Source organism: Paenibacillus larvae subsp. larvae (assembly GCF_002003265.1).
Lineage (GTDB): Bacteria > Bacillota > Bacilli > Paenibacillales > NBRC-103111 > Paenibacillus_H > Paenibacillus_H larvae.
In genome coordinates this window covers 1,917,866-1,937,647 of sequence record NZ_CP019687.1, presented here as the reverse complement: position 1 = coordinate 1,937,647, position 19,782 = coordinate 1,917,866, and the positions used below count along the sequence as shown (strand labels likewise).

The 19,782-nt window shown below is 45.0% G+C and carries 17 protein-coding genes and 1 pseudogene; 17 read left to right on the top strand and 1 reads right to left on the bottom strand.

Annotated elements, in window-relative coordinates:
• The first annotated feature begins 39 nt into the window (after positions 1–39).
• The 7 genes from BXP28_RS09990 (at position 40) to ispG (ending at position 7,369) form a co-directional block, all read left to right on the top strand.
• A complete protein-coding gene (locus BXP28_RS09990) occupies positions 40–153 on the top strand; it encodes a DUF4023 family protein (RefSeq protein WP_024094793.1) in 114 nt (37 codons plus the stop codon).
• A gap of 226 nt (positions 154–379) precedes the next feature.
• On the top strand, positions 380–1,600 hold the full coding sequence (locus BXP28_RS09985; RefSeq protein ID WP_023484294.1) for a CapA family protein: 1,221 nt from the start codon (positions 380–382) through the stop codon (positions 1,598–1,600).
• Positions 1,601–1,730: 130 nt separating this feature from the next.
• Positions 1,731–2,633: a hypothetical protein gene (locus BXP28_RS09980; RefSeq protein WP_046655164.1), complete on the top strand. Its 903-nt coding sequence runs from the start codon at positions 1,731–1,733 to the stop codon at positions 2,631–2,633.
• Between the two features lie 178 nt (positions 2,634–2,811).
• Complete coding sequence (tig, locus tag BXP28_RS09975) at positions 2,812–4,113, top strand: trigger factor (RefSeq protein WP_023484292.1); 1,302 nt, start codon at positions 2,812–2,814, stop codon at positions 4,111–4,113.
• Positions 4,114–4,277: 164 nt separating this feature from the next.
• Positions 4,278–4,868 (top strand): ATP-dependent Clp endopeptidase proteolytic subunit ClpP, encoded by a 591-nt coding sequence (clpP, locus tag BXP28_RS09970; protein WP_036656352.1) that lies wholly within the window; start codon positions 4,278–4,280, stop codon positions 4,866–4,868.
• Between the two features lie 15 nt (positions 4,869–4,883).
• Positions 4,884–6,143, top strand: coding sequence for an ATP-dependent protease ATP-binding subunit ClpX (clpX, locus tag BXP28_RS09965; RefSeq protein ID WP_023484290.1), 1,260 nt, complete (start codon positions 4,884–4,886; stop codon positions 6,141–6,143).
• 104 nt (positions 6,144–6,247) lie between these two features.
• Entirely contained in the window at positions 6,248–7,369 is a 1,122-nt protein-coding gene (gene ispG / locus BXP28_RS09960; RefSeq protein WP_023484289.1) for a flavodoxin-dependent (E)-4-hydroxy-3-methylbut-2-enyl-diphosphate synthase, read from the top strand.
• Positions 7,370–7,419: 50 nt separating this feature from the next.
• On the opposite strand, the gene BXP28_RS09955 is transcribed toward ispG, so the two are convergent.
• A complete protein-coding gene (locus BXP28_RS09955; protein WP_024094789.1) occupies positions 7,420–8,118 on the bottom strand; it encodes an N-acetylmuramoyl-L-alanine amidase family protein in 699 nt (232 codons plus the stop codon).
• A gap of 224 nt (positions 8,119–8,342) precedes the next feature.
• Between BXP28_RS09955 and lonB the strand changes: the two genes are divergently transcribed.
• The 10 genes and pseudogenes from lonB (at position 8,343) to hemC (ending at position 19,772) form a co-directional block, all read left to right on the top strand.
• A complete protein-coding gene (gene lonB, locus BXP28_RS09950) occupies positions 8,343–10,061 on the top strand; it encodes an ATP-dependent protease LonB (protein ID WP_046655163.1) in 1,719 nt (572 codons plus the stop codon).
• Positions 10,062–10,210: 149 nt separating this feature from the next.
• Positions 10,211–12,544, top strand: coding sequence for an endopeptidase La (lon, locus tag BXP28_RS09945; RefSeq protein ID WP_024094787.1), 2,334 nt, complete (start codon positions 10,211–10,213; stop codon positions 12,542–12,544).
• An 18-nt stretch (positions 12,545–12,562) separates the two neighbouring features.
• On the top strand, positions 12,563–13,177 hold the full coding sequence (gene yihA / locus BXP28_RS09940) for a ribosome biogenesis GTP-binding protein YihA/YsxC (protein WP_023484285.1): 615 nt from the start codon (positions 12,563–12,565) through the stop codon (positions 13,175–13,177).
• A 390-nt stretch (positions 13,178–13,567) separates the two neighbouring features.
• The gene (locus tag BXP28_RS09935) at positions 13,568–14,155 is read left to right on the top strand and encodes a hypothetical protein (RefSeq protein WP_023484284.1); all 588 of its coding nucleotides are present in this window, start codon (positions 13,568–13,570) and stop codon (positions 14,153–14,155) included.
• A 372-nt stretch (positions 14,156–14,527) separates the two neighbouring features.
• Positions 14,528–14,911, top strand: coding sequence for an adenosylmethionine decarboxylase (speD, locus tag BXP28_RS09930; protein ID WP_036656356.1), 384 nt, complete (start codon positions 14,528–14,530; stop codon positions 14,909–14,911).
• Between the two features lie 155 nt (positions 14,912–15,066).
• On the top strand, positions 15,067–15,600 hold the full coding sequence (locus BXP28_RS09925; RefSeq protein WP_023484282.1) for a hypothetical protein: 534 nt from the start codon (positions 15,067–15,069) through the stop codon (positions 15,598–15,600).
• A gap of 171 nt (positions 15,601–15,771) precedes the next feature.
• Positions 15,772–17,171: pseudogene (gene hemA / locus BXP28_RS09920) on the top strand (glutamyl-tRNA reductase).
• Between the two features lie 31 nt (positions 17,172–17,202).
• Positions 17,203–18,045 carry a cytochrome c biogenesis protein gene (locus BXP28_RS09915; RefSeq protein ID WP_023484280.1) on the top strand — a complete coding sequence of 281 codons (843 nt, stop codon included), beginning with the start codon at positions 17,203–17,205 and terminating at the stop codon, positions 18,043–18,045.
• Entirely contained in the window at positions 18,042–18,779 is a 738-nt protein-coding gene (locus tag BXP28_RS09910) for a precorrin-2 dehydrogenase/sirohydrochlorin ferrochelatase family protein (protein ID WP_051428016.1), read from the top strand. The genes BXP28_RS09915 and BXP28_RS09910 overlap by 4 nt, the downstream gene beginning before the upstream one ends.
• Before the next feature lie 48 nt (positions 18,780–18,827).
• The gene (gene hemC / locus BXP28_RS09905; RefSeq protein WP_023484278.1) at positions 18,828–19,772 is read left to right on the top strand and encodes a hydroxymethylbilane synthase; all 945 of its coding nucleotides are present in this window, start codon (positions 18,828–18,830) and stop codon (positions 19,770–19,772) included.
• The last annotated feature ends 10 nt before the right edge of the window (positions 19,773–19,782 follow it).

Sequence of the window (19,782 nt, the reverse complement as noted above, 5' to 3'; positions counted from 1 at the left end):
AAAAGCAGTGTTATTTTATCTACACAGGAGGGCTCTATCATGGACAGCCATTTCATAAGCAAACTGCATGACAAGCAGCGAAAAGCTGAACGAAACGAGAGAACCCGAGGAAAAAACCATCCTGAGAATAAACTGCCGAATAAACAGCATTAAGGAGGGCATACAGATGGCTAAAAAGGGTAAGAAAAATAAGGGCACTAAGTATGTCAATCAAGCCGAATTCGCAGAAGAGGTGTTGGTGAAGAACGATAAACACCCGGCTCAGAATAATCCACGAGAGTAAGAGAAATAACACGGCATCCCAAAACAGCCCGTTACTTCTTGGTAAACGGGCTGTTTTCCATTATGCAATAAAATCTGTAAATAAAGGAGCTAATCCATGTTAAGAAAAAAACGCCCCTTGTTGATAGCGGCCGCATTATGCGTACTTCTAATTTTGGCCGTTGCAGGGGGATGGATCACTTTGCACGAACGAAACTCAGCTTCTGAATCTAACCATGAAAGCTCAGAGATACCGAATTATTCCCCGGATCCTTCTCCTTCAGCTTTACCTTCAGCCAGTCCTGTTCCCCGGGAGACCCGTGCCAAAATTACCTTGTCGGCGGTTGGAGATATCCTGATTCACGATTCTGTCTATAAAGATGCTTACAAAAAGGGACAGGGCAAGACCTATCACTTTGATCCTATGTTTGCCAGAGTGAAATCTCTGATGGAACAGGCAGACATCACGTTTGCCAATCAGGAGAGTATAGCTGGTGGAGCCGAGATAGGATTGTCCAGTTACCCGATGTTTAACAGTCCTTTTCAAATCAGTGACACTCTTCAGCAGGCAGGGGTAGATATTGTCTCTATGGCTAACAACCATACACTGGATCGAAAGGAACAAGCTATCCTGAATGCAATAGGATATTATGAAAAAATCGGCCTGCCTTATGTAGGAGCATATAAAGATGAGGAAGACAGAAACAAAATCAGAGTGTTGGAAAAAAACGGCGTGAAAGTCGCCTTCCTGGCATTTACTTATGGCACGAATGGCCTTACTGCTCCGCAGGGGAAAGAATATTTGGTGAATTACATCGATAAAGACAGGATCAGACAAGAAATCAGCAAAGCGAAACAGCAGGCTGATGTTGTCGTGTTGAGTCTCCATTTTGGTATTGAATATCAAATGAATCCAAATGAAGAACAAAAGGAGCTGGCTAAATTTGCTGTCAAGAAGGGAGCTGATATTATTTTAGGGCATCACCCCCATGTTTTACAGCCAGCGGAATGGGTTGAACGAGAGGACGGAACAAAAGGATTTGTTGTTTATTCCCTCGGCAATTTCTTGGCCGCACAAAAAGAGTTGGATACATTAATCGGAGGAATTCTGACTCTTCATATTGAAAAAATTGAACGGGGCGATAAGATTAGTATCTCCATACAGAACCCGTCTTTTATCCCTACTTATATTTCCTACAAAAACTGGAGGGAATACTCTGTCATTCCTATGGATCAACTAACAAACCGGGATCTTCAGGGGATTGAGCAAAAGAGGGAGCAGGTAAAGGGGCATATGGCCAAGTGGATGCCGGATCTTGCCTTCCCGCCTTCAGGATAATCGGGAACAATCACGTGAAAAACAGGGCTTCTTTTTTTAAAAAGATTCAGCAGGGTTTTGCTTTCCGGTACAGAATCCGTTACACTTGTCAAATAACTTTTATGGACTACGATCCTAAGGTGGGATTAGAATGAATCAACCCTTTCATAATGTGGTGCTGCATCCAAAAACGATCGAACGCTATGAAGAACAGCTCACTCTCTATTTGAAACAGGAACAATATAAGAAAGCTGTCGATTTGATCCGTTTTATGCTGCAGTTTCCCGAAATCAAGCAGGACAAGCTGGACCAGTGGCTGGCTCTGCAGCATTGGCTTGAAACGATGTTCCCGGAAACGGTAGCTGAAGAACCGGAAGACGAAGATATGACAGAACAGGAATTGCTTAGACAAAACATGGCGGCTAGAGCCAGTTCAGCCGGATATACAGATAAGCTGCTAAGCAAACTTACGGAGTCCAAAGACATGGGACAGCAACTGATAGCTTTGGAGCATCTAGCCTACTCCCAGGATGAAAGGGCCGGACAAACGGTCCAAGCTTGGCTTACCGGGGAAGAAAGACATCCTTTTTTGCAAGTGAAAGCTTTACAGACTTTAAAAGTCCAAGGTTTAAGGGGAACTATTATGCTGCGTAAAAACGGCCGGATCTATGAAGTACATATAGAAGATACTCCTTTAAAACAGGACGAATATCCGGTTCGGATGCAAGAAATGATAGAGCGGGTCAAACAAATGAGTGAGGCGGATAATCCGGACTTCGCTTACTTTGCTGAACAGACCTGGTTTGAATTTCTGGCATATGCTTATGCGACCCCTCTATATAACCGTCTCAAAGACAGTACTGAAACTGAGGTGGATGTTTGGGCGTCTGCACTTCATGTTTCCTTGCTTCAAAAGCTGTTTGGCCATGTGGATGAAGAAGAATTGCTTGAGAGGTACGGGATTACAACAGATCTTACCCTGCCATGGAAAAAAGCCTATCAAATTTTAAACGGATTTACCCAAACCTTCTATCCGAACAGAAACAGTTGGTAGAAAACACCGGAAAACTGCCTCATCTGCAAGATGACAAAGCCTCTTTTCTCTTGTTGAAAAGACAACGTTATATGTTATAATGGAATGGTTATAATGGCGGAAAAGACTGCTTATATGTACAGGCATTCCTGTACGTGACTAAAATAGCGATGGTACATTTTGGAGGGGAAAGCATAAAATGAAAGCAAGTTGGGAAAAAATAGAGAAGAACACAGCGGTTCTTGATATTGAAGTGGAAGAAAGCAAAGTGGCGGAAGCTTTGGATAAGGCTTTCAAGAAAGTCGTAAAAAAAGTTAATGTACCTGGATTCCGTAAGGGGAAAGTACCTCGCCAAATTTTTGAGAAAAAATTCGGTATTGACGTACTTTATCAAGACGCTTTGGATATCATTCTTCCTGAAGCTTACATGGAAGCTGTGAACGAGACCGGGATCGAACCTGTTGGACGTCCGGAAGTGGATGTGGAACAATTCGCTAAAGGTCAAACCCTGAAATTCAAAGTCACGGTAACTGTAAAGCCGGAAGTAAAGCTTGGCGAATACAAAGGGCTTGAAGTTCCTGCCGGGGAAACGGTGGTAACAGAAGAAGAAATCAAAGAAGAATTGGAACGTCTGCAGCAAAGACACGCTGAGCTTGAGGTGGCTGAAGAAGGCGCTGCGGCAGAGAACGGCAATATTACCGTTATTGACTTCGAAGGTTTCGTCGACGGTGAAGCATTTGAAGGCGGAAAAGCCGAAAAATATACACTTGAGCTTGGATCAGGCAGCTTTATCCCTGGTTTTGAGGAACAAGTGGTTGGCATGAAGAAAGATGAAGAGAAAGACATTGAAGCAACTTTCCCTGAAGATTACCATGCTGAAGAACTTAAAGGCAAAAAAGCCGTATTTAAAGTGAAACTGCACGATATCAAACGCAAAAACCTTCCTGAACTGGATGATGAATTTGCCAAAGATATCAGTGAATTCGATACATTGGAAGAATATAAAAAGGATCTGAAACAGAAACTGTCCGAAAAGAAAAACCAGGAACAACAAGCAAAAAGAGAAGCCGCAGTTGTGGAAAAAGCAGCCGCGAACGCTGAAGTTGACATTCCTGCGGAAATGATTGAAGCCGAACAGGACCAAATGGTTCAGGAATTTGAACGCCGCCTTGGCATGCAGGGAATGAACCTTGATCTGTACTTCCAGTTCTCCGGCCAAAACGTGGATACGCTGAAAGAGCAAATGAAAGAGGATGCTGAAAAGCGTGTGCGGAACAATCTTGTACTGGAAGCAATCGCAGAACAAGAAAACATCACCGCAAGTGATGAAAATGTCAATGCGGAAATCGAGAAGCTGGCCGAGTCTTATCAACGGACAGCTGAAGAAATCCGTTCCATCTTTGAAGCCAACGGCAGCCTGTCCAGCATGAAACAGGATCTGGCTATCCGCAAAACAGTGGACTTTTTACTCGAGAACAGCAAAACGGAAAAAGCTGAATAAGTTATCCTCACAGGATGAATGATAAAAAGAACAGGCACGTACACAAAAGCGTGCCTTTCTTTTACTCAAAAAACCCCAAGTACATAACCCCTGCCAGGAAAAAATGACTTTGCCCAACAAACATGTTAAAATGAGTATAAGTTTGTTTAAAAGGAGTTGGTCCAATGAGTCTGATCCCAATGGTTGTTGAACAAGAAGCCCGTGGCGAGCGCTCTTACGATATATATTCGCGTTTGCTTAAAGATCGAATCATTTTCATCGGCAGTGCAATCGATGACGATGTCGTCAATCTGGTCATTGCCCAACTGCTATTTTTATCGGCTCAGGATGCCGATAAGGATATCCATTTATACATTAATTCCCCTGGAGGTTCTGTTACGGCCGGACTGGGGATTTATGATACCATGCAGTACATCAAGCCCGATGTTTCCACAATTTGTGTAGGAATGGCTGCCAGTATGGGCTCCCTGCTTTTAACGGCAGGAGCTAAAGGGAAAAGATTCGCCCTTCCAAACAGTGAAGTAATGATTCATCAGCCGCTTGGCGGGGTCCGGGGCCAGGCAGCAGATATTAAGATCCATGCCGATTGGATTTTAAAAACAAGAAAGAAACTCAATGAGATATACGTTCATCATACAGGTCAAACGTACGACAAAATCGATAAGGACACTGACCGCGATAATTTCCTCAGTGCTTTGGATGCTAAGGAGTACGGATTGATTGATGAGGTTATCACTCGGAGCGACCTGAAATAATAAGGGAGTGATCCAATGTTCAAATTTAACGATGAAAAAGGTCAACTGAAGTGTTCATTTTGCGGAAAATCCCAGGATCAAGTCCGCAAATTAGTTGCCGGTCCAGGTGTCTATATTTGCGATGAATGTATAGAGCTTTGCACGGAAATCGTCGAAGAAGAGCTGGGTCATGAGGAAGGACTGGACCTTAAAGACATTCCGAAACCAAAAGAGATCTGCAGCATTCTTGACCAATATGTAATTGGTCAAGATCAGGCGAAAAAATCGCTTTCCGTTGCGGTTTACAACCATTACAAAAGGATCAATTCCCAAAGCAAACTGGAAGATGTAGAACTTCAAAAAAGCAATATCGTGCTTGTGGGTCCAACCGGAAGCGGGAAAACCCTGCTTGCCCAAACCATGGCCAAAATCCTGAATGTTCCCTTTGCCATTGCTGATGCTACTTCCTTGACAGAGGCAGGTTATGTAGGAGAGGACGTAGAGAATATTCTGCTTAAGTTGATTCAAGCGGCCGATTATGATGTGGAAAAAGCGGAACGCGGCATTATCTATATCGACGAAATTGATAAAGTGGCCCGTAAATCCGAAAATCCTTCGATTACCCGAGATGTTTCGGGTGAGGGGGTACAGCAGGCTCTTCTGAAAATTTTAGAAGGTACTGTTGCTTCCGTTCCGCCTCAAGGAGGACGTAAACATCCACATCAGGAGTTCATTCAAATTGATACAACCAATATCCTGTTTATTTGCGGTGGTGCATTTGACGGGTTGGAGCAGATCATCAAACGCAGAATCGGGAAGAAAGTTATCGGATTCAGTACAGACGGGGCTAAACTGGACTTGAAGCCCGGAGAATATCTGTCCATGGTACTGCCTGAAGACCTTCTCAAATTCGGTCTCATTCCTGAATTTGTTGGACGTCTTCCAGTAGTTTCTACTTTGGAACCTCTTGATGAGGCTGCTCTTGTCCGTATTCTCACTGAACCTAAGAATGCGCTTGTGAAGCAGTACCAAAAACTGCTGGAGATGGACAACGTGAAGCTTGAGTTTGAAAAAGAAGCTTTGGAAGCTATCTCTCAGGAAGCGATTAAGCGGAATACGGGTGCACGTGGTTTACGGGCTATTATTGAAAGCATCATGCTGGACGTGATGTTTGATGTGCCTACCCGTACCGATGTTACGGAATGCACGATTACGCAAGATGTGGTTGAAAAGAAACTTGCTCCGGTATTGACCACAAAAGAAAGCCAAGTAGGTAAACAAGAGGAAAGCGCATAAAGGGTGCTTTCCCCTGAATACAAATCTCCAAAAGCAACCTCCATCCGTTCATGGCTGTTTCAGAAAGCGGAGCGGAGGATGTTTTTGGTTAGGGAGAGACGTATATGTTTCACAGAAAAGAAACCGTTCCTGTCCGTGTCGGCAATTTAACGGTCGGTGGTAGTGATGAGGTTATCATTCAAAGCATGTGTACCACGAAGACAGCGGACGTACAAGCTACAATCGCAGAAATACATCGTCTCGAAGAGGCAGGGTGCCAGCTTGTCAGGGTAACGGTAAATAATGATGAAGCGGCTGATGCCATTAAAGAAATTAAAAAGCAGATTCATATTCCGCTCGTTGCAGATATTCATTTCAATTACAAACTGGCTTTAAAAGCCATTGAAAATGGCATCGATAAAGTCCGGATTAATCCAGGGAACATTGGCCGCCGCGAAAAAGTGGAAGCAGTAGTGAAAGCCTGCAAAGAAAAGGGCATTCCGATCCGGATCGGCGTGAATGCAGGTTCTCTTGAAAATCATCTTCTGGAGAAATACGGATATCCTACTCCGGATGCCATGGTAGAAAGTGCACTTTATCACATCCAAATATTGGAAGATTTAGACTTTCACGATATTATTGTATCCCTCAAAGCATCAGATGTCCCAATGGCAATCGAGGCTTACCGCAAGGCCGCTGAAGTCATCCGATATCCCCTTCATCTAGGGATTACAGAAGCCGGTACTTTATTTGCCGGGACGGTAAAAAGCTCAGCGGGTCTGGGTGCGCTGCTAAGTATGGGACTAGGATCTACCATAAGGATATCTCTCAGTGCTGATCCGGTGGAAGAAGTGAAGGTGGCCCGCGAATTACTGAAATCCTTCGGATTAATCACGAATGCGGCAACTTTGGTATCCTGTCCCACCTGCGGGCGGCTGGACATTGATTTGTTCTCTATTGCGAATGAAGTGGAAGAGTACATCTCCAAAATTAAGGTGCCGATAAAAGTTTCCGTATTGGGTTGTGCGGTTAATGGGCCAGGAGAAGCCAGAGAAGCTGATATTGGGATTGCTGGCGCCCGCGGTGAAGGATTGCTGTTCCGTTATGGAGAAATGATCCGCAAAGTGCCGGAAGCCGAGCTAGTAAACGAGTTGAAGAAAGAAATTGACCATATTGTCGATGCCTATGAACGGACAGGTGAGATACCTGGACGAAAACACCATTTGGAAAAAATGACGAATAAATAGGAAAAATCACGATTCCTTTCCGGGGTCGTGATTTTTTTGTAAAGGTGATATTAAGGATGGTTTAATACTTCCTTCAAATAACGGTCAATTCCTTTAACCAGAGCTTCGGCAATTTGTTTCTGTCCCTGTTCGCTGGTCATACGCTTGCGGTCTGTTTCATTCGTCAAGAACCCTACTTCCACTATTACCGCAGGACACTTTGTAAACTTCAGCAGGTAATATTTTTTTCCGTAGACAGACTTATTAGGAACCCCTGTTATTTGATTCAATTCTTTTTGCAAATAAGAGGAGAGAAGTTTGCTTTCGTCCTTTTTTTGGTGGAGGACGATAGCCCCGCTCTCATGCCGGTTTCGCGAAGAATTAGCATGAATGCTGACCAGAATTTTTACATTCATTTCGTTTGCAAGTTGTTTACGTTGGGCCAAATCCCGCAGGTGGCGGCTCCTGTTTTTAAGCCATCTGTTATCGTCACTAAGTGCATGATCATCCGACCGGTTCAGAATAACCCGAAATTTTTTGTCAATAAGCAGATCATAGGTTTTTTTGGCAATAGCCAAATTTATATCCTTCTCCAAAATGTCTCCATATACAGTACCCCCATCAATACCACCGTGTCCTGCATCCAGTACTATATCCGTATGGGGAAGAACCGGATTACGATTGTCATTAAAGCTGTAAGCCTCTGCCGGAGAAATCCAGTTACATATACAAATCAACATGGCGCATAAAATGGTACCAATTTTTTTCAAAATGATCATCCTTTTCTTTCTTTACTAATTCCATTTCAGAACGAGTTTCCAGCCTTTATGAAACGGATTCTGCTGTCAGAAGTATCTGTTTTAGGTTTCTTCTTTTGGACGCTGATCATTCTTTATTGATAAAAGTTTTTATTCTTCCCGGTTATTCCAGCTTGTGAAGGGGAATACTGCCATGTAGGAGATGTTGTTTATGGAAGTACAGGAGGGCTGAAGCCATGAGTCTAAGTATTATTTTAATGCTGGTCCAAGTCTTTTTTGCCATTGTTATAGGCTTGTATTTTTGGAATTTACTGCGCGGGCAGCAAACGAACCGATCCGCTATTGACCGGGAATCCCGCAAAGAAATGGAGAAACTGCGTAAACTGAGATCAATCACTTTAACCAAGCCGCTGGCGGAGAAAACCAGGCCGTCTTCTCTAGAAGACATAGTAGGGCAGAAAGAGGGGCTAAAAGCATTAAAGGCCGCTCTGTGCGGTCCCAATCCCCAGCATGTCCTAATATACGGTCCACCCGGAGTAGGAAAAACGGCAGCTGCCCGCGTTGTGCTTGAAGAAGCCAAGAAAAATATAAAATCCCCTTTCAGACAGGAAGCCAAATTCACTGAAATCGACGCCACAACCGCCCGTTTTGATGAGCGGGGTATTGCCGATCCTTTGATTGGCTCTGTCCATGATCCGATCTATCAGGGAGCAGGTGCAATGGGCGTAGCCGGTATTCCTCAGCCGAAGCCCGGAGCAGTTACGAAGGCTCACGGAGGCATTTTGTTCATTGATGAGATTGGTGAACTCCATCCGATCCAAATGAATAAATTATTGAAAGTACTTGAAGACCGCAAAGTTTTTTTGGAAAGTGCCTATTACAGTTCAGAGGATGTAAATATTCCAAGTTATATTCATGACATTTTCCAAAACGGACTTCCGGCAGATTTCCGGCTTGTAGGTGCTACCACCCGTACACCGGATGAAATTCCGCCTGCCATTCGTTCACGGTGCATGGAAATTTTTTTTCGTCCCTTACTGCCGGAAGAAATCGGGAGGATTGCGGAAAATGCTTTGGATAAGATCGGATTTCCACAAAACCCCGCTGCAGTTGAAGTTGTTAAGAAATACGCGACAAATGGGCGGGAAGCGGTCAATATCATACAACTGGCTGCCGGAATCGCCATGACAGAAAATATGGAGCAGGTTACGGCTGCACAAATTGAATGGGTTGTAAATAGTTCACAAATCTCACCTCGGCCGGAACGGAAAGTACCCCCGGAACCGCAAATTGGTTTCGTTAACGGGCTTGCCGTGTACGGTCCCAATCTGGGAATGCTTCTTGAAATCGAGGTTATAGCAATTAAAGCCGCCCGTCCCGGAGCCGGAATTTTTAACATTACCGGAGTAGTGGATGAGGAGGAAATGGGCGGAGGAGCAAGAACTATACGGCGTAAAAGTATGGCCAGAGGTTCCGTAGAAAATGTGCTTACCGTGCTGACACGTCTCGGAATGAGACCAAAAGATTTCAACCTCCATATTAACTTTCCCGGGGGAACGCCGATTGACGGACCTTCCGCCGGAATTTCTATGGCAACAGCAATTGCCTCGGCTATTTACCGGATTCCGGTGGATAACCGGTTAGCCATGACTGGCGAGATGAGCATCCACGGCAGGGTCAAACCCGTTGGAGGCGTGGTAGCCAAAGTGGAAGCTGCTTTACAGGCCGGGGCTACAAAAGTACTAATACCAAAAGAGAACTGGCAGGAACTGTTCAAAGATCTTCCGGGTGTGGAAGTGGTACCTGTAGACTCTGTCCAGGAAGTGCTGCAGTTATCCCTGGGGCTGGAATGTGAAGGTATAGAATGTCCGGACGACGAAATGGAACCAGATGCAGGGATTCCTTCCCAGCTGTCTATGCTGCATGCCAAGCCGAATAAGACACTGGAGTCTTAATCTAAAAGAGCGTATATGGGCCTGACAAACACATCCTGGATGATGGGCATTCAGGGTGTGTATTGGTGTTTTAAAGGCAATTTTGTTACAATAGTAACAACTATGATTACAACTTATGTATAGAGAGAAGTAAGTGGAGGTGTCGGAAGATGGGGTCGAACAAATTGAAGGTGAGACGGCTGCCTCTGCTCCCTTTGAGAGGTTTGCTTGTTTATCCTAGTATGGTGCTTCATCTCGATGTTGGACGGGAAAAATCCGTAAAAGCTCTTGAAAAAGCGATGGTCGATGATAGTATGATCCTGCTTTGTTCCCAGTCCGAAGTAAACATTGAGGAACCTAATACGGATGATATATATCGTATTGGCACCATTTCGAAGGTCAGACAAATGCTTAAATTACCAAACGGCACCATTCGCGTACTGGTTGAAGGAATAATGAGGGCAGAAGTGACCGAATATATGGCCAATGATGAGTTTTATGAAGTAACAGCCAAAGAACTTCCGGAAGAAAGCGGTGATGACCCGGAAATTGATGCTCTCATGCGTACCGTTTTAACACAGTTTGAGCACTACATCCAGTTGTCTAAAAAAGTAACCCCGGAGACGCTTGCCGCCGTATCTGATATTGATGATGCGGGAAGACTGGCTGATGTGATTAGCAGTCATTTGCCTCTCAAGATAAAAGACAAGCAGGAAGTGCTTGAAACTATAGATGTCGGGAAACGTCTGGAAAAGCTTCTTGCCATTTTAAATAATGAACGGGAAGTCCTGGAACTGGAACGCAAGATCAGTCAGAGGGTCAAGAAACAGATGGAGAAGACCCAGAAGGAATATTATTTGCGGGAACAAATGAAAGCGATCCAAAAAGAGCTGGGAGAGAAAGAAGGCCGTGCCGGAGAAGCCCAAGAATTAAGAGCCAAGCTTGAGGAAAAGCAAGTCCCGGAAAAAGTGGAAGACAAGATCGAAAAAGAAATTGACCGTTTGGAGAAAATGCCTTCCTCATCGGCTGAAGGCAGTGTAGTTCGGAATTATATTGATTGGCTTCTGTCTCTTCCATGGAACCAAAAAACACCAGATGATCTGGATATTCACAAGGCGGAAGAAATTCTGGACGCCGATCATTACGGGCTGGAGAAGCCGAAGGAAAGGGTTCTGGAATACCTTGCCGTCCAAAAATTGGTGCAAAAGCTGAAAGGGCCGATTTTATGTCTCGTGGGCCCTCCTGGAGTAGGTAAGACGTCCATAGCGAGATCTATCGCAAGATCCATGGGCCGTGAATTTGTCCGTATTTCTTTGGGAGGCGTTCGGGATGAGGCTGAGATCCGGGGACACCGGCGTACTTATGTCGGAGCTATGCCGGGAAGAATTATCCAGGGAATGAAGCAGGCCGGATCACTCAATCCTGTTTTCTTGCTGGACGAAATCGATAAAATGTCCATGGATTTTCGTGGGGACCCGTCAGCGGCTCTACTGGAAGTACTTGATCCGGAACAAAACAATACATTTAGTGATCATTTTATTGAAATTCCGTTCGACTTGTCTAATGTTATGTTCATCACAACTGCAAATGCTGTGCATAATATCCCCCGTCCCCTTCTTGACCGGATGGAAATGCTTTATATTCCGGGATATACGGAGATCGAAAAGCTTGAAATCTCCCGAAAATATTTGCTTCCGAAACAGCGCCGGGACCACGGGCTTCAAGAAAACCAGCTCACCGTAGGAGAGGATGCCCTAATGCAAATCATAAGGGGGTATACACGGGAAGCAGGAGTAAGAGGACTTGAACAGCAGTTGGCGAGCGTATGTCGTAAAGCAGCCAAGAAGATCGTATCTTACCCGGATTTGGAAGTGGAAGTGTCCAAAGGGGATTTGGATGATTATTTGGGTTCGCCGAAATTCAGATACAACCTTGCAGAAGAACAAGACCAGGTAGGTGCAGTAACCGGTCTTGCCTGGACAGAGGTAGGCGGGGATACGCTGACTATTGAGGTTACCATAATGGAGGGAAGCGGTAAGCTGACCTTGACCGGGAAACTTGGAGATGTTATGAAGGAATCCGCACAAGCCGCATTCAGTTATAGCCGTTCCAAAGCGAAAGAACTGAATATTGCTCCGGATTTTCATGAAAAATATGATATTCACATCCACATCCCGGAAGGGGCCATTCCTAAGGATGGGCCGTCTGCCGGAATTTCGATGTGTACAGCTTTAATCTCGGCGCTAACTCAAATCCCGGTATCCCGGGAAGTCGCAATGACAGGGGAAATTACACTCCGCGGAAGAGTACTGCCGATCGGCGGATTAAAGGAAAAAACCCTTGCTGCCCATCGTGCGGGGATACGAAAAGTAGTTATTCCAAAAGACAATGAGAAAGATATTCAAGACATTCCGGAAAGTGTCAGGGAAGAACTGGCCTTTTATCCGGTTTCTCATATGAATGAAGTTCTTAGGGAAGCGCTTGTTGAAAAAGTGGAAGTATAACGAAAGAGTGGGGAAAACATGAAGGTCAATGAAGCACAATTTGTGATCAGTGCGGTTGGACCTTCCCAATATCCAACGGATGCCTTGCCTGAGATTGCCCTGGCAGGGCGTTCTAATGTTGGGAAGTCTTCTTTGATTAACCGACTGATCAACCGGAAAAATTTAGCCCGGACTAGTTCGCAGCCAGGCAAAACACAAACGCTCAATTATTATCTGATTAATCAGGATTTGTATTTTGTAGACCTGCCGGGGTACGGGTATGCCAAAGTATCCAAAGCGAAACGGGCAGAGTGGGGAAAATTTATTGAGAACTATTTGCTCAAGCGGGAGCCTCTTAAGCTTGTGCTGCAGCTGATAGATTTAAGGCATCCTCCGACTAAAGACGATCAAGCGATGTACGCCTGGTTAAAACATCACAAACTGCCTGTTTGCGTTGTAACCACGAAAGCGGACAAAATCCCCAAAGGAAAATGGCAAAAGCATTGCAAGGTTATCAAAGAAACGTTAGAGTTTGAAAAATCAGACCATATGATTGTGTTTTCTTCGGAAACCGGCCAAGGCAAGGAGGAACTTTGGTCTTTTATTGAGAATAAAATCGGCTGGGAACAGCAGAAAACCGCCATTAAGGAATAATGGCGGTTTTTACTAACGCTGGATGATAAAATAGGTGAGCGGTACAACGAATGTATAAAATGCTAATTTAATTCATAATTATTCATTCCTATAAAAAGAAAGACAAGCTTAATGCAAATGTGAAAAACAGAGCATTTGAAAGAAGCGCATTAAACATTTTTAAAAAAGGTTACTAAACGAAGGAGAAGACAGCATAAATTAAGCAAAGATCAAGAGTTTTTTGTATATTCATTCAAAAAGCCGAGGAAAAAGGTGCGTTTTTTCTTGAAATTCGCCGGAATTTCGAGACCGGTTGAGAGGAATATTAAGGCTGGTTGTAGTATAATATGAGATGAGCATAAAACTCAAAATTTCTTCATGGCTTGAAAAAATAGAATTGAGGGATTTCCAATGGCACAGAGGTTAGCGACGGAATATGTCAAAACCCGCCTGCAATTAACGGAAGCCGAAATGTCTAAATTTATTCAAATGTTTACCGAGCAACAAGTTACCCTACAGGTCAAAGTACTGGATAAAGGACGTCAGGAGATTGTATTTCTGGACGATGCCGGCCAAGAAGTTGTCCTGTCATTTGAACAAATTGCCGGTCAGTATATCTGCCGAGATACCTACCGGTTCACGAGCATCCGGCTCGCCAATATCATGCGTAAAGCAATAGCTGAATTTAAAGGGGCTGCCGTTTCCAAACGGATCTTCCGTGGTTTCACCATGGTGTATTACTACCAGCAGGGGAAAGTAATTCAGATCAAGGAAGTAAAAGACGGTAATGAAAGGGTGGTCTTTGAACATAAAGATACCTTAGGGCAGCTGGAACTGCTGTATCAAAAAAATGAAATAGAACATGAGATACAGATGATTTATGAAGAGATTAACCGTCTTCTGGATTTACGCATCCATGTCCGTGAGAACGAAATCCATACCAAAATCGATAACCAGCTGAAAGAACTAACGCATCGGTTGTTTGTTTTAGAAGCATAAAGAAAATAAATTATGTTTGTTGGAAAAGGGACCGTCACTTACGGTTCTTTTTTGTTTCCTTAAACTGATCACCAAACAGACTAATGCCTAATAAAGTAAAAGGGCGGGATTCATAATCAATTTTATAAGTTTTGAAATTGATTCTTCATGACAAATCCAAAAAAAATATGCCAATTGTTTCTTCTTTTTTAAAAAGGTATTGCTTTTCTTCTCAACAAATGTTATTTTTAAGTTCGTTGAAAACAATATAGGAACCAGGATTCACTCAGGACATGTAATGTTGCGAGAGATTTTTCCCTCGGGAAGTGAATGACGTAGGTCCTAGCGGATGAAATCAAACCAATTTTATTCCTAGGAAGGGGGAACCGGAAGATGGAATACTCAACTTTCGGAAGACACGTTGCTGTAGATACTTGGGGAGTGGACTTCGACCTTTTGAACAATGCAGAATGGCTGCAATCTCAAATGGTGGAGGCTGCTGAAGTTTGTGGTGCAACCGTACTATCTGTTCAGTCCAAGCAATTCGAGCCACAAGGCGCTACTGTTTTGGTATTGCTGTCTGAAAGTCACTTATCCATTCATACTTATCCTGAGAGAGGATTCGCAGCATTGGATTGCTATACCTGTGGGGAGACTGTCGACCCCGGGTTGGCCATTGATTACATGGTTTCGGTTTTGAAGCCTGAGAAGGTTTACGCTAAGAAACTTGTCCGGGGTATGGGTGAGTTTCAAGTGGAAACACCGGTAGTAAAATAAGCAGAATTGACAAAATGAGAATAAGTGAATAACAAAGACATTTGCATATACAAGATTTTTAAAAACCACGGATAAATATATCTGTGGTTATTTGTTTTCTGCACCTCCCATACAATGTATACAGCAAGACAAGTTTAAGGGGGAGGGAGCAAACCATGCGAAAAAAAATAACTGGTCCTGTTATAAAAATAGTAGTGACCGTACTAATCTGCCTATGGCCGCTGTCGCAACTGTTTCATTTTTTTCAGGGGAAGGCAAATGAAAAGGATGCGGGGTATTTGCTTTTCCAAGTATCCCTGTTTCAGATGGAACTGCTGAACAGTTATCTGCAAGATCCAGGACGAATTGAACAGACGACCCAATTGGACCCGCTGAAACAAGTTCTGTATTCGGCTACTTATTCGCATGAAAGGCTGGTGGCTGCATTTGGAGAAAAGCATATTCCCTCCTTGCGGAGTCTCTCTGAACTGATGCAGGCCATTTTGCGAATGCAGATTGGAGGCGGGCGGGCATTGAAGAAGGAAGAAACGAGGGCACTTCAGGAAGCGGCCAAACTGTACGGAATTATGTATGAATCGTATCAAAAGCTGGTAAGTCCAAACGGCTCTCCTATATCTTCTAATGGAAAGGCTCTGTCCGAGGCAGATAATCAACTGGCGAAACTGCTTGAGAAAAAACTGCGCGAATAAATGGGAAAGGACAGGAATAAGGCTGAATATTGGTATAGACTGCCTTTGGGCCGAGCAAACTAGAAAGGATTCAGCAGGTCTTTCATAATTTATTCAAATAATTTGTCGGTAAAGTGCCCTGCCTATGATATAATGTGTAAGGTAATACAGACAAGAGGAGGTAGTGGATCTATGCACACGATCGTGGTCGGGTTGAACTACAAAACCGCTCCAGTAGAGACCAGAGAGCGATTTGCGTTTTCCAAAGAAGCGCTAACACAAGCTGTTCAGGAACTGCGGGAAACGAAAAGCATCCTCGAATGTGTTATTGTGGCCACATGCAACCGTACGGAGATATATGCTGTAGTTGACCGCGCGAATGTGGGAGCACATTATATCCGTAAATTCTTGGAACAAACGTTTGGAGTTCCTAAAGAGGAATTTCAGCAACATTTATATATAAAAGAAGACCGGGAAGCCTTTGCCCATTTATTTCGGGTAACGAGCGGTCTGGATTCTATGGTCATCGGGGAAACTCAGATTTTGGGGCAGGTGAAGGAGGCTTTCTTCTTGTCCCAATCCCTGAAGGCAACAGGTACTTATTTTAACACCTTGTTTAAACAGGCAGTGACTATGGCTAAGAAAGCTCACGCCGAGACAGGCATTGCTGATAATCCCGTATCTGTAAGTTACGCCGCCGTAGAGTTGGGGCGTCATATTTTTGGCCTATATACGAACAAAACTGTAATGATTATTGGTGCCGGCAAGATGAGTGAACTGACCGTGAAGCATTTGCATGCAGGCGGTGTTGGACAAATCTATGTCGTCAACCGGACTTTTGCTAAAGCAGCTGAACTGGCCGCCAAATTTGGGGGGTACCCGTCGCTGCCGATCAAATGCTGACAAAGATGGTCCATACGGATATTGTGATCAGTTCGACCGGTTCGAATGAATATATATTGACCAAATCACAAGTGGAACAGGTGATGGCTTCCCGCAGGAAGTCACGGCAGCTGTTCATGATGGATATTGCTGTCCCAAGGGACATAGACCCGGCTATCAGTGATATGCCGGAAGTTTTTCTATACGACATCGATGATTTGAATTCACTGGTGGAAACACACATGGAACAGCGGAAGAAAGCGGCTTTGGCCATTGAAGAGAGAATCCGGGCCGAAGTGGAGATTTTTGAACAGTGGATTAAAATGCTGGGGGTTAGCCCGGTTATTCACGCCCTTCAATCCAAAGCGCACTCAATCCATCAGGAAACTATGGCAAGTTTGATGAATAAGCTGCCTGATCTGACCGATCGTGAAAAGAAAATCATTCACAAATTAACGAAAAGCATAGTTAACCAGATGCTCCGTGACCCTATCCTGCGCATTAAGGAAATGGCCGCGGAACGGGATGGTAATGAAGCACTGGATCTCTTTACCCACATTTTTGCTCTTGAAGAATTACTAGAAGCAGAAAAGCATCCCGGACAGGCTGCTGTCGGGGTAATGCGGCAGGATGCCAAGGAAGAAGGCAAGTGGAAGGACGAGCTATCCAGAATCACGCTTGGACGGCTTGAAGCTTTAGCCCGTACATGATATTCTTCCAAATCGGATCGGGAGTGGTGCTATGATAAGCCCAAGCGTATTATACGATGCCATCCTCTACCTGTACGCCCTGAGCCTGCTGTTTTCCTTTTCCGATATTGCCCGGGCAAATCGGAATGCAAAACGGATGGGTACAGGGCTGCTTTCGTTTGTATGGGTGCTTCAAACTGCGTACCTGTGCAGCCGTCTTTATGATCATCGGGTTAGCTTTGTATTTTCCATGTTCGAAACCTTGTTTTTATTGTCCTGGCTTCTGGTCACCATTTCGTTTATTCTAAATCGTATTTTTCGTATAGATTTAGTCGTATATGTTGTAAACGTGCTAAGCTTTGCCGTTCTTGCACTCAATTTTTTTAGCACAACTAGCCCCTCTCCGTTGCTGCAAAGCTGGCACATAAAAGATGAGCTGCTGTTCATCCATGTTTCCATGGCCATAGGCAGCTATGCGGCTTTCACAACGGCGGCAGTATTTTCTGCTTTGTATCTGATTTTGTATAAGATGTTAAAGCGAAAGAACTGGAACCAGTTTATGAAGCGGATGCCGTCTTTGGAAAATCTGGAGACTTATGCGGTATATGCTGTTCTCGTCGGGACTCCGTTATTGCTGCTTTCCATTGTTTTGGGATGTGTATGGATAGCGCTCAGCGGGCATGATATGTATTTTTTTGATCCAAAAGTAATGAATTCCATCCTGGTTCTTGCCGCATACTCTTTTTATTTATATCGGTACCGTGTGCTTAAAGTTAGCGGTGGTAAGCTTGCTGTCTGGAATTTGGGGGCTTTTGGGTTTGTACTTTTAAATTTGGCAGTAACCAATGTTTATTCAAACTTTCATGACTGGTATGGAATGGGGGCCCCGCGATGACGGTATACCCGATAATGTTAAATGTTAAAGAAATGGTTTGCCTGATCGTGGGCGGGGGCCGTGTTGCCGAGCGGAAAGCATCCCACCTACTGGAAGCCGGAGCCGATGTGCTCTTGATTAGTCCTGAGCTATCTTCAGGTCTTAATGAGCTTGTAAATAAAGGGCGAATTCGTCTGGAACGGAGAAAATATGAAGAGGGGGATATACGCAGGTTTGAGCCTCTTCTTGTTTTTGCCGCTACGAATGAGCCGCGGGTGAATCAGGCCGTGATTGAAGAAGCCAGGCAAGCGGGAAAATTGGTGAATGCAGCTGATAATCCGGATGCCGGAAGCTTCTGTGTTCCGGCTGTATTGAAAAGGGGAAAGCTGGCAATAGCAGTTTCCACGGGAGGGGCAGGGCCTGCAGCTGCAGCCAGGATAAAGCGTGAACTCGCGGGAATGTATGGTCCGGAATATGAGACCTATCTGGATTTTTTGGGACAGTTCAGGAAATGGCTTCGGGAAAGAATACCCTCTTCTGAAGAACGGCATGAACTATTAAAAATAGTGCAGTCATGGCCCCTCGACTCAGTGATTGTAAACGGGCGGTTCGATTCATGGGTTCAAGGTTTTTACCGTCATTTGGACGAAGGGATATCCGGAGAAAACCTGGATCAGTATGCAGCGGCTACAGGCATCCAGTCTTTTATTGGAAGTTGCAGGACGGATTCTTGTCATACAAAAGAACATGGGTGAAACCGGTACATTCTTTAATTCAACTGAAGAAGGGATGGGAAAGACAGGATGCGCAAGATCGTGGTTGGAACGAGGCAAAGTGCTTTGGCGCTTACGCAAACCGGACAAGTGGTGGACGAGCTGCGAAAGAGGTGCCGGGAGGCAGGGCTTCAGGTGGAGTTTGAAATACGCAAGATTGTCACCAAAGGTGACCGAATTCTTGATGTTACTTTGTCCAAGGTTGGCGGTAAAGGGCTGTTTGTGAAGGAAATTGAGCAAGCTATGCTGAACGGGGAGATTGACCTGGCCGTTCACAGCATGAAAGATATGCCGTTTGAACTGCCGGAAGGACTGGTAATCGGAGCCATTCCGGAACGACAGGACCCTAGGGACTGTATCCTTACAAAAGGATATGTATCCCTGGATGAACTTCCCCAGGGAGCTCTTGTCGGAACTAGCTCGCTGCGGCGCGGCAGCCAGCTGCTGCATGCCCGTCCGGACCTTACGATTCGTTCGGTACGGGGAAATATTGATTCGAGGCTGCGCAAGCTCGAATCGGAAGGCTTCGATGCGATTGTACTGGCCTCAGCCGGCTTGCACCGGATGGGTTGGGAAGAACGCATCAGCGGCTATCTGCCGCCCGAACAGTGTCTCCCTGCCGTAGGCCAGGGAGCCCTCTGCATTGAGTGCCGGGGCGGCGATGCTTTCGTGCTGGATCTGCTGAAGCTGATCCAGCACGATGATACCGCGCTTGCGGTAAGAGCGGAGCGGGCCTTCCTGGGCCGCCTCAACGGCGGCTGTCAGGTCCCGCTTGGAGCTTTTGCAAGCGTGGACCACAGCGGCGGTACAGAGCCGCTGCTTACGCTCACAGCCATGGTCGGTTCTCCCGACGGCAGTAAGTTGCTTAAGGAGACGCGGCAGGGAACGCGTCCGGAAGAGCTCGGGCTTCAATTGGCTGATGCCCTGATTGGACGGGGAGCGGACAGGATACTGGCAGATGCTATGCATGAATAGATAGGAGAGG

Coding starts and splice junctions, on each gene's coding strand:
- BXP28_RS09990 (WP_024094793.1), top strand. CDS start 40: ATGGACAGCCATTTCATAAGCAAACTGCATGACAAGCAGCGAAAAGCT.
- BXP28_RS09985 (WP_023484294.1), top strand. CDS start 380: ATGTTAAGAAAAAAACGCCCCTTGTTGATAGCGGCCGCATTATGCGTA.
- BXP28_RS09980 (WP_046655164.1), top strand. CDS start 1,731: ATGAATCAACCCTTTCATAATGTGGTGCTGCATCCAAAAACGATCGAA.
- tig (WP_023484292.1), top strand. CDS start 2,812: ATGAAAGCAAGTTGGGAAAAAATAGAGAAGAACACAGCGGTTCTTGAT.
- clpP (WP_036656352.1), top strand. CDS start 4,278: ATGAGTCTGATCCCAATGGTTGTTGAACAAGAAGCCCGTGGCGAGCGC.
- clpX (WP_023484290.1), top strand. CDS start 4,884: ATGTTCAAATTTAACGATGAAAAAGGTCAACTGAAGTGTTCATTTTGC.
- ispG (WP_023484289.1), top strand. CDS start 6,248: ATGTTTCACAGAAAAGAAACCGTTCCTGTCCGTGTCGGCAATTTAACG.
- lonB (WP_046655163.1), top strand. CDS start 8,343: ATGAGTCTAAGTATTATTTTAATGCTGGTCCAAGTCTTTTTTGCCATT.
- lon (WP_024094787.1), top strand. CDS start 10,211: ATGGGGTCGAACAAATTGAAGGTGAGACGGCTGCCTCTGCTCCCTTTG.
- yihA (WP_023484285.1), top strand. CDS start 12,563: ATGAAGGTCAATGAAGCACAATTTGTGATCAGTGCGGTTGGACCTTCC.
- BXP28_RS09935 (WP_023484284.1), top strand. CDS start 13,568: ATGGCACAGAGGTTAGCGACGGAATATGTCAAAACCCGCCTGCAATTA.
- speD (WP_036656356.1), top strand. CDS start 14,528: ATGGAATACTCAACTTTCGGAAGACACGTTGCTGTAGATACTTGGGGA.
- BXP28_RS09925 (WP_023484282.1), top strand. CDS start 15,067: ATGCGAAAAAAAATAACTGGTCCTGTTATAAAAATAGTAGTGACCGTA.
- BXP28_RS09915 (WP_023484280.1), top strand. CDS start 17,203: ATGATAAGCCCAAGCGTATTATACGATGCCATCCTCTACCTGTACGCC.
- BXP28_RS09910 (WP_051428016.1), top strand. CDS start 18,042: ATGACGGTATACCCGATAATGTTAAATGTTAAAGAAATGGTTTGCCTG.
- hemC (WP_023484278.1), top strand. CDS start 18,828: ATGCGCAAGATCGTGGTTGGAACGAGGCAAAGTGCTTTGGCGCTTACG.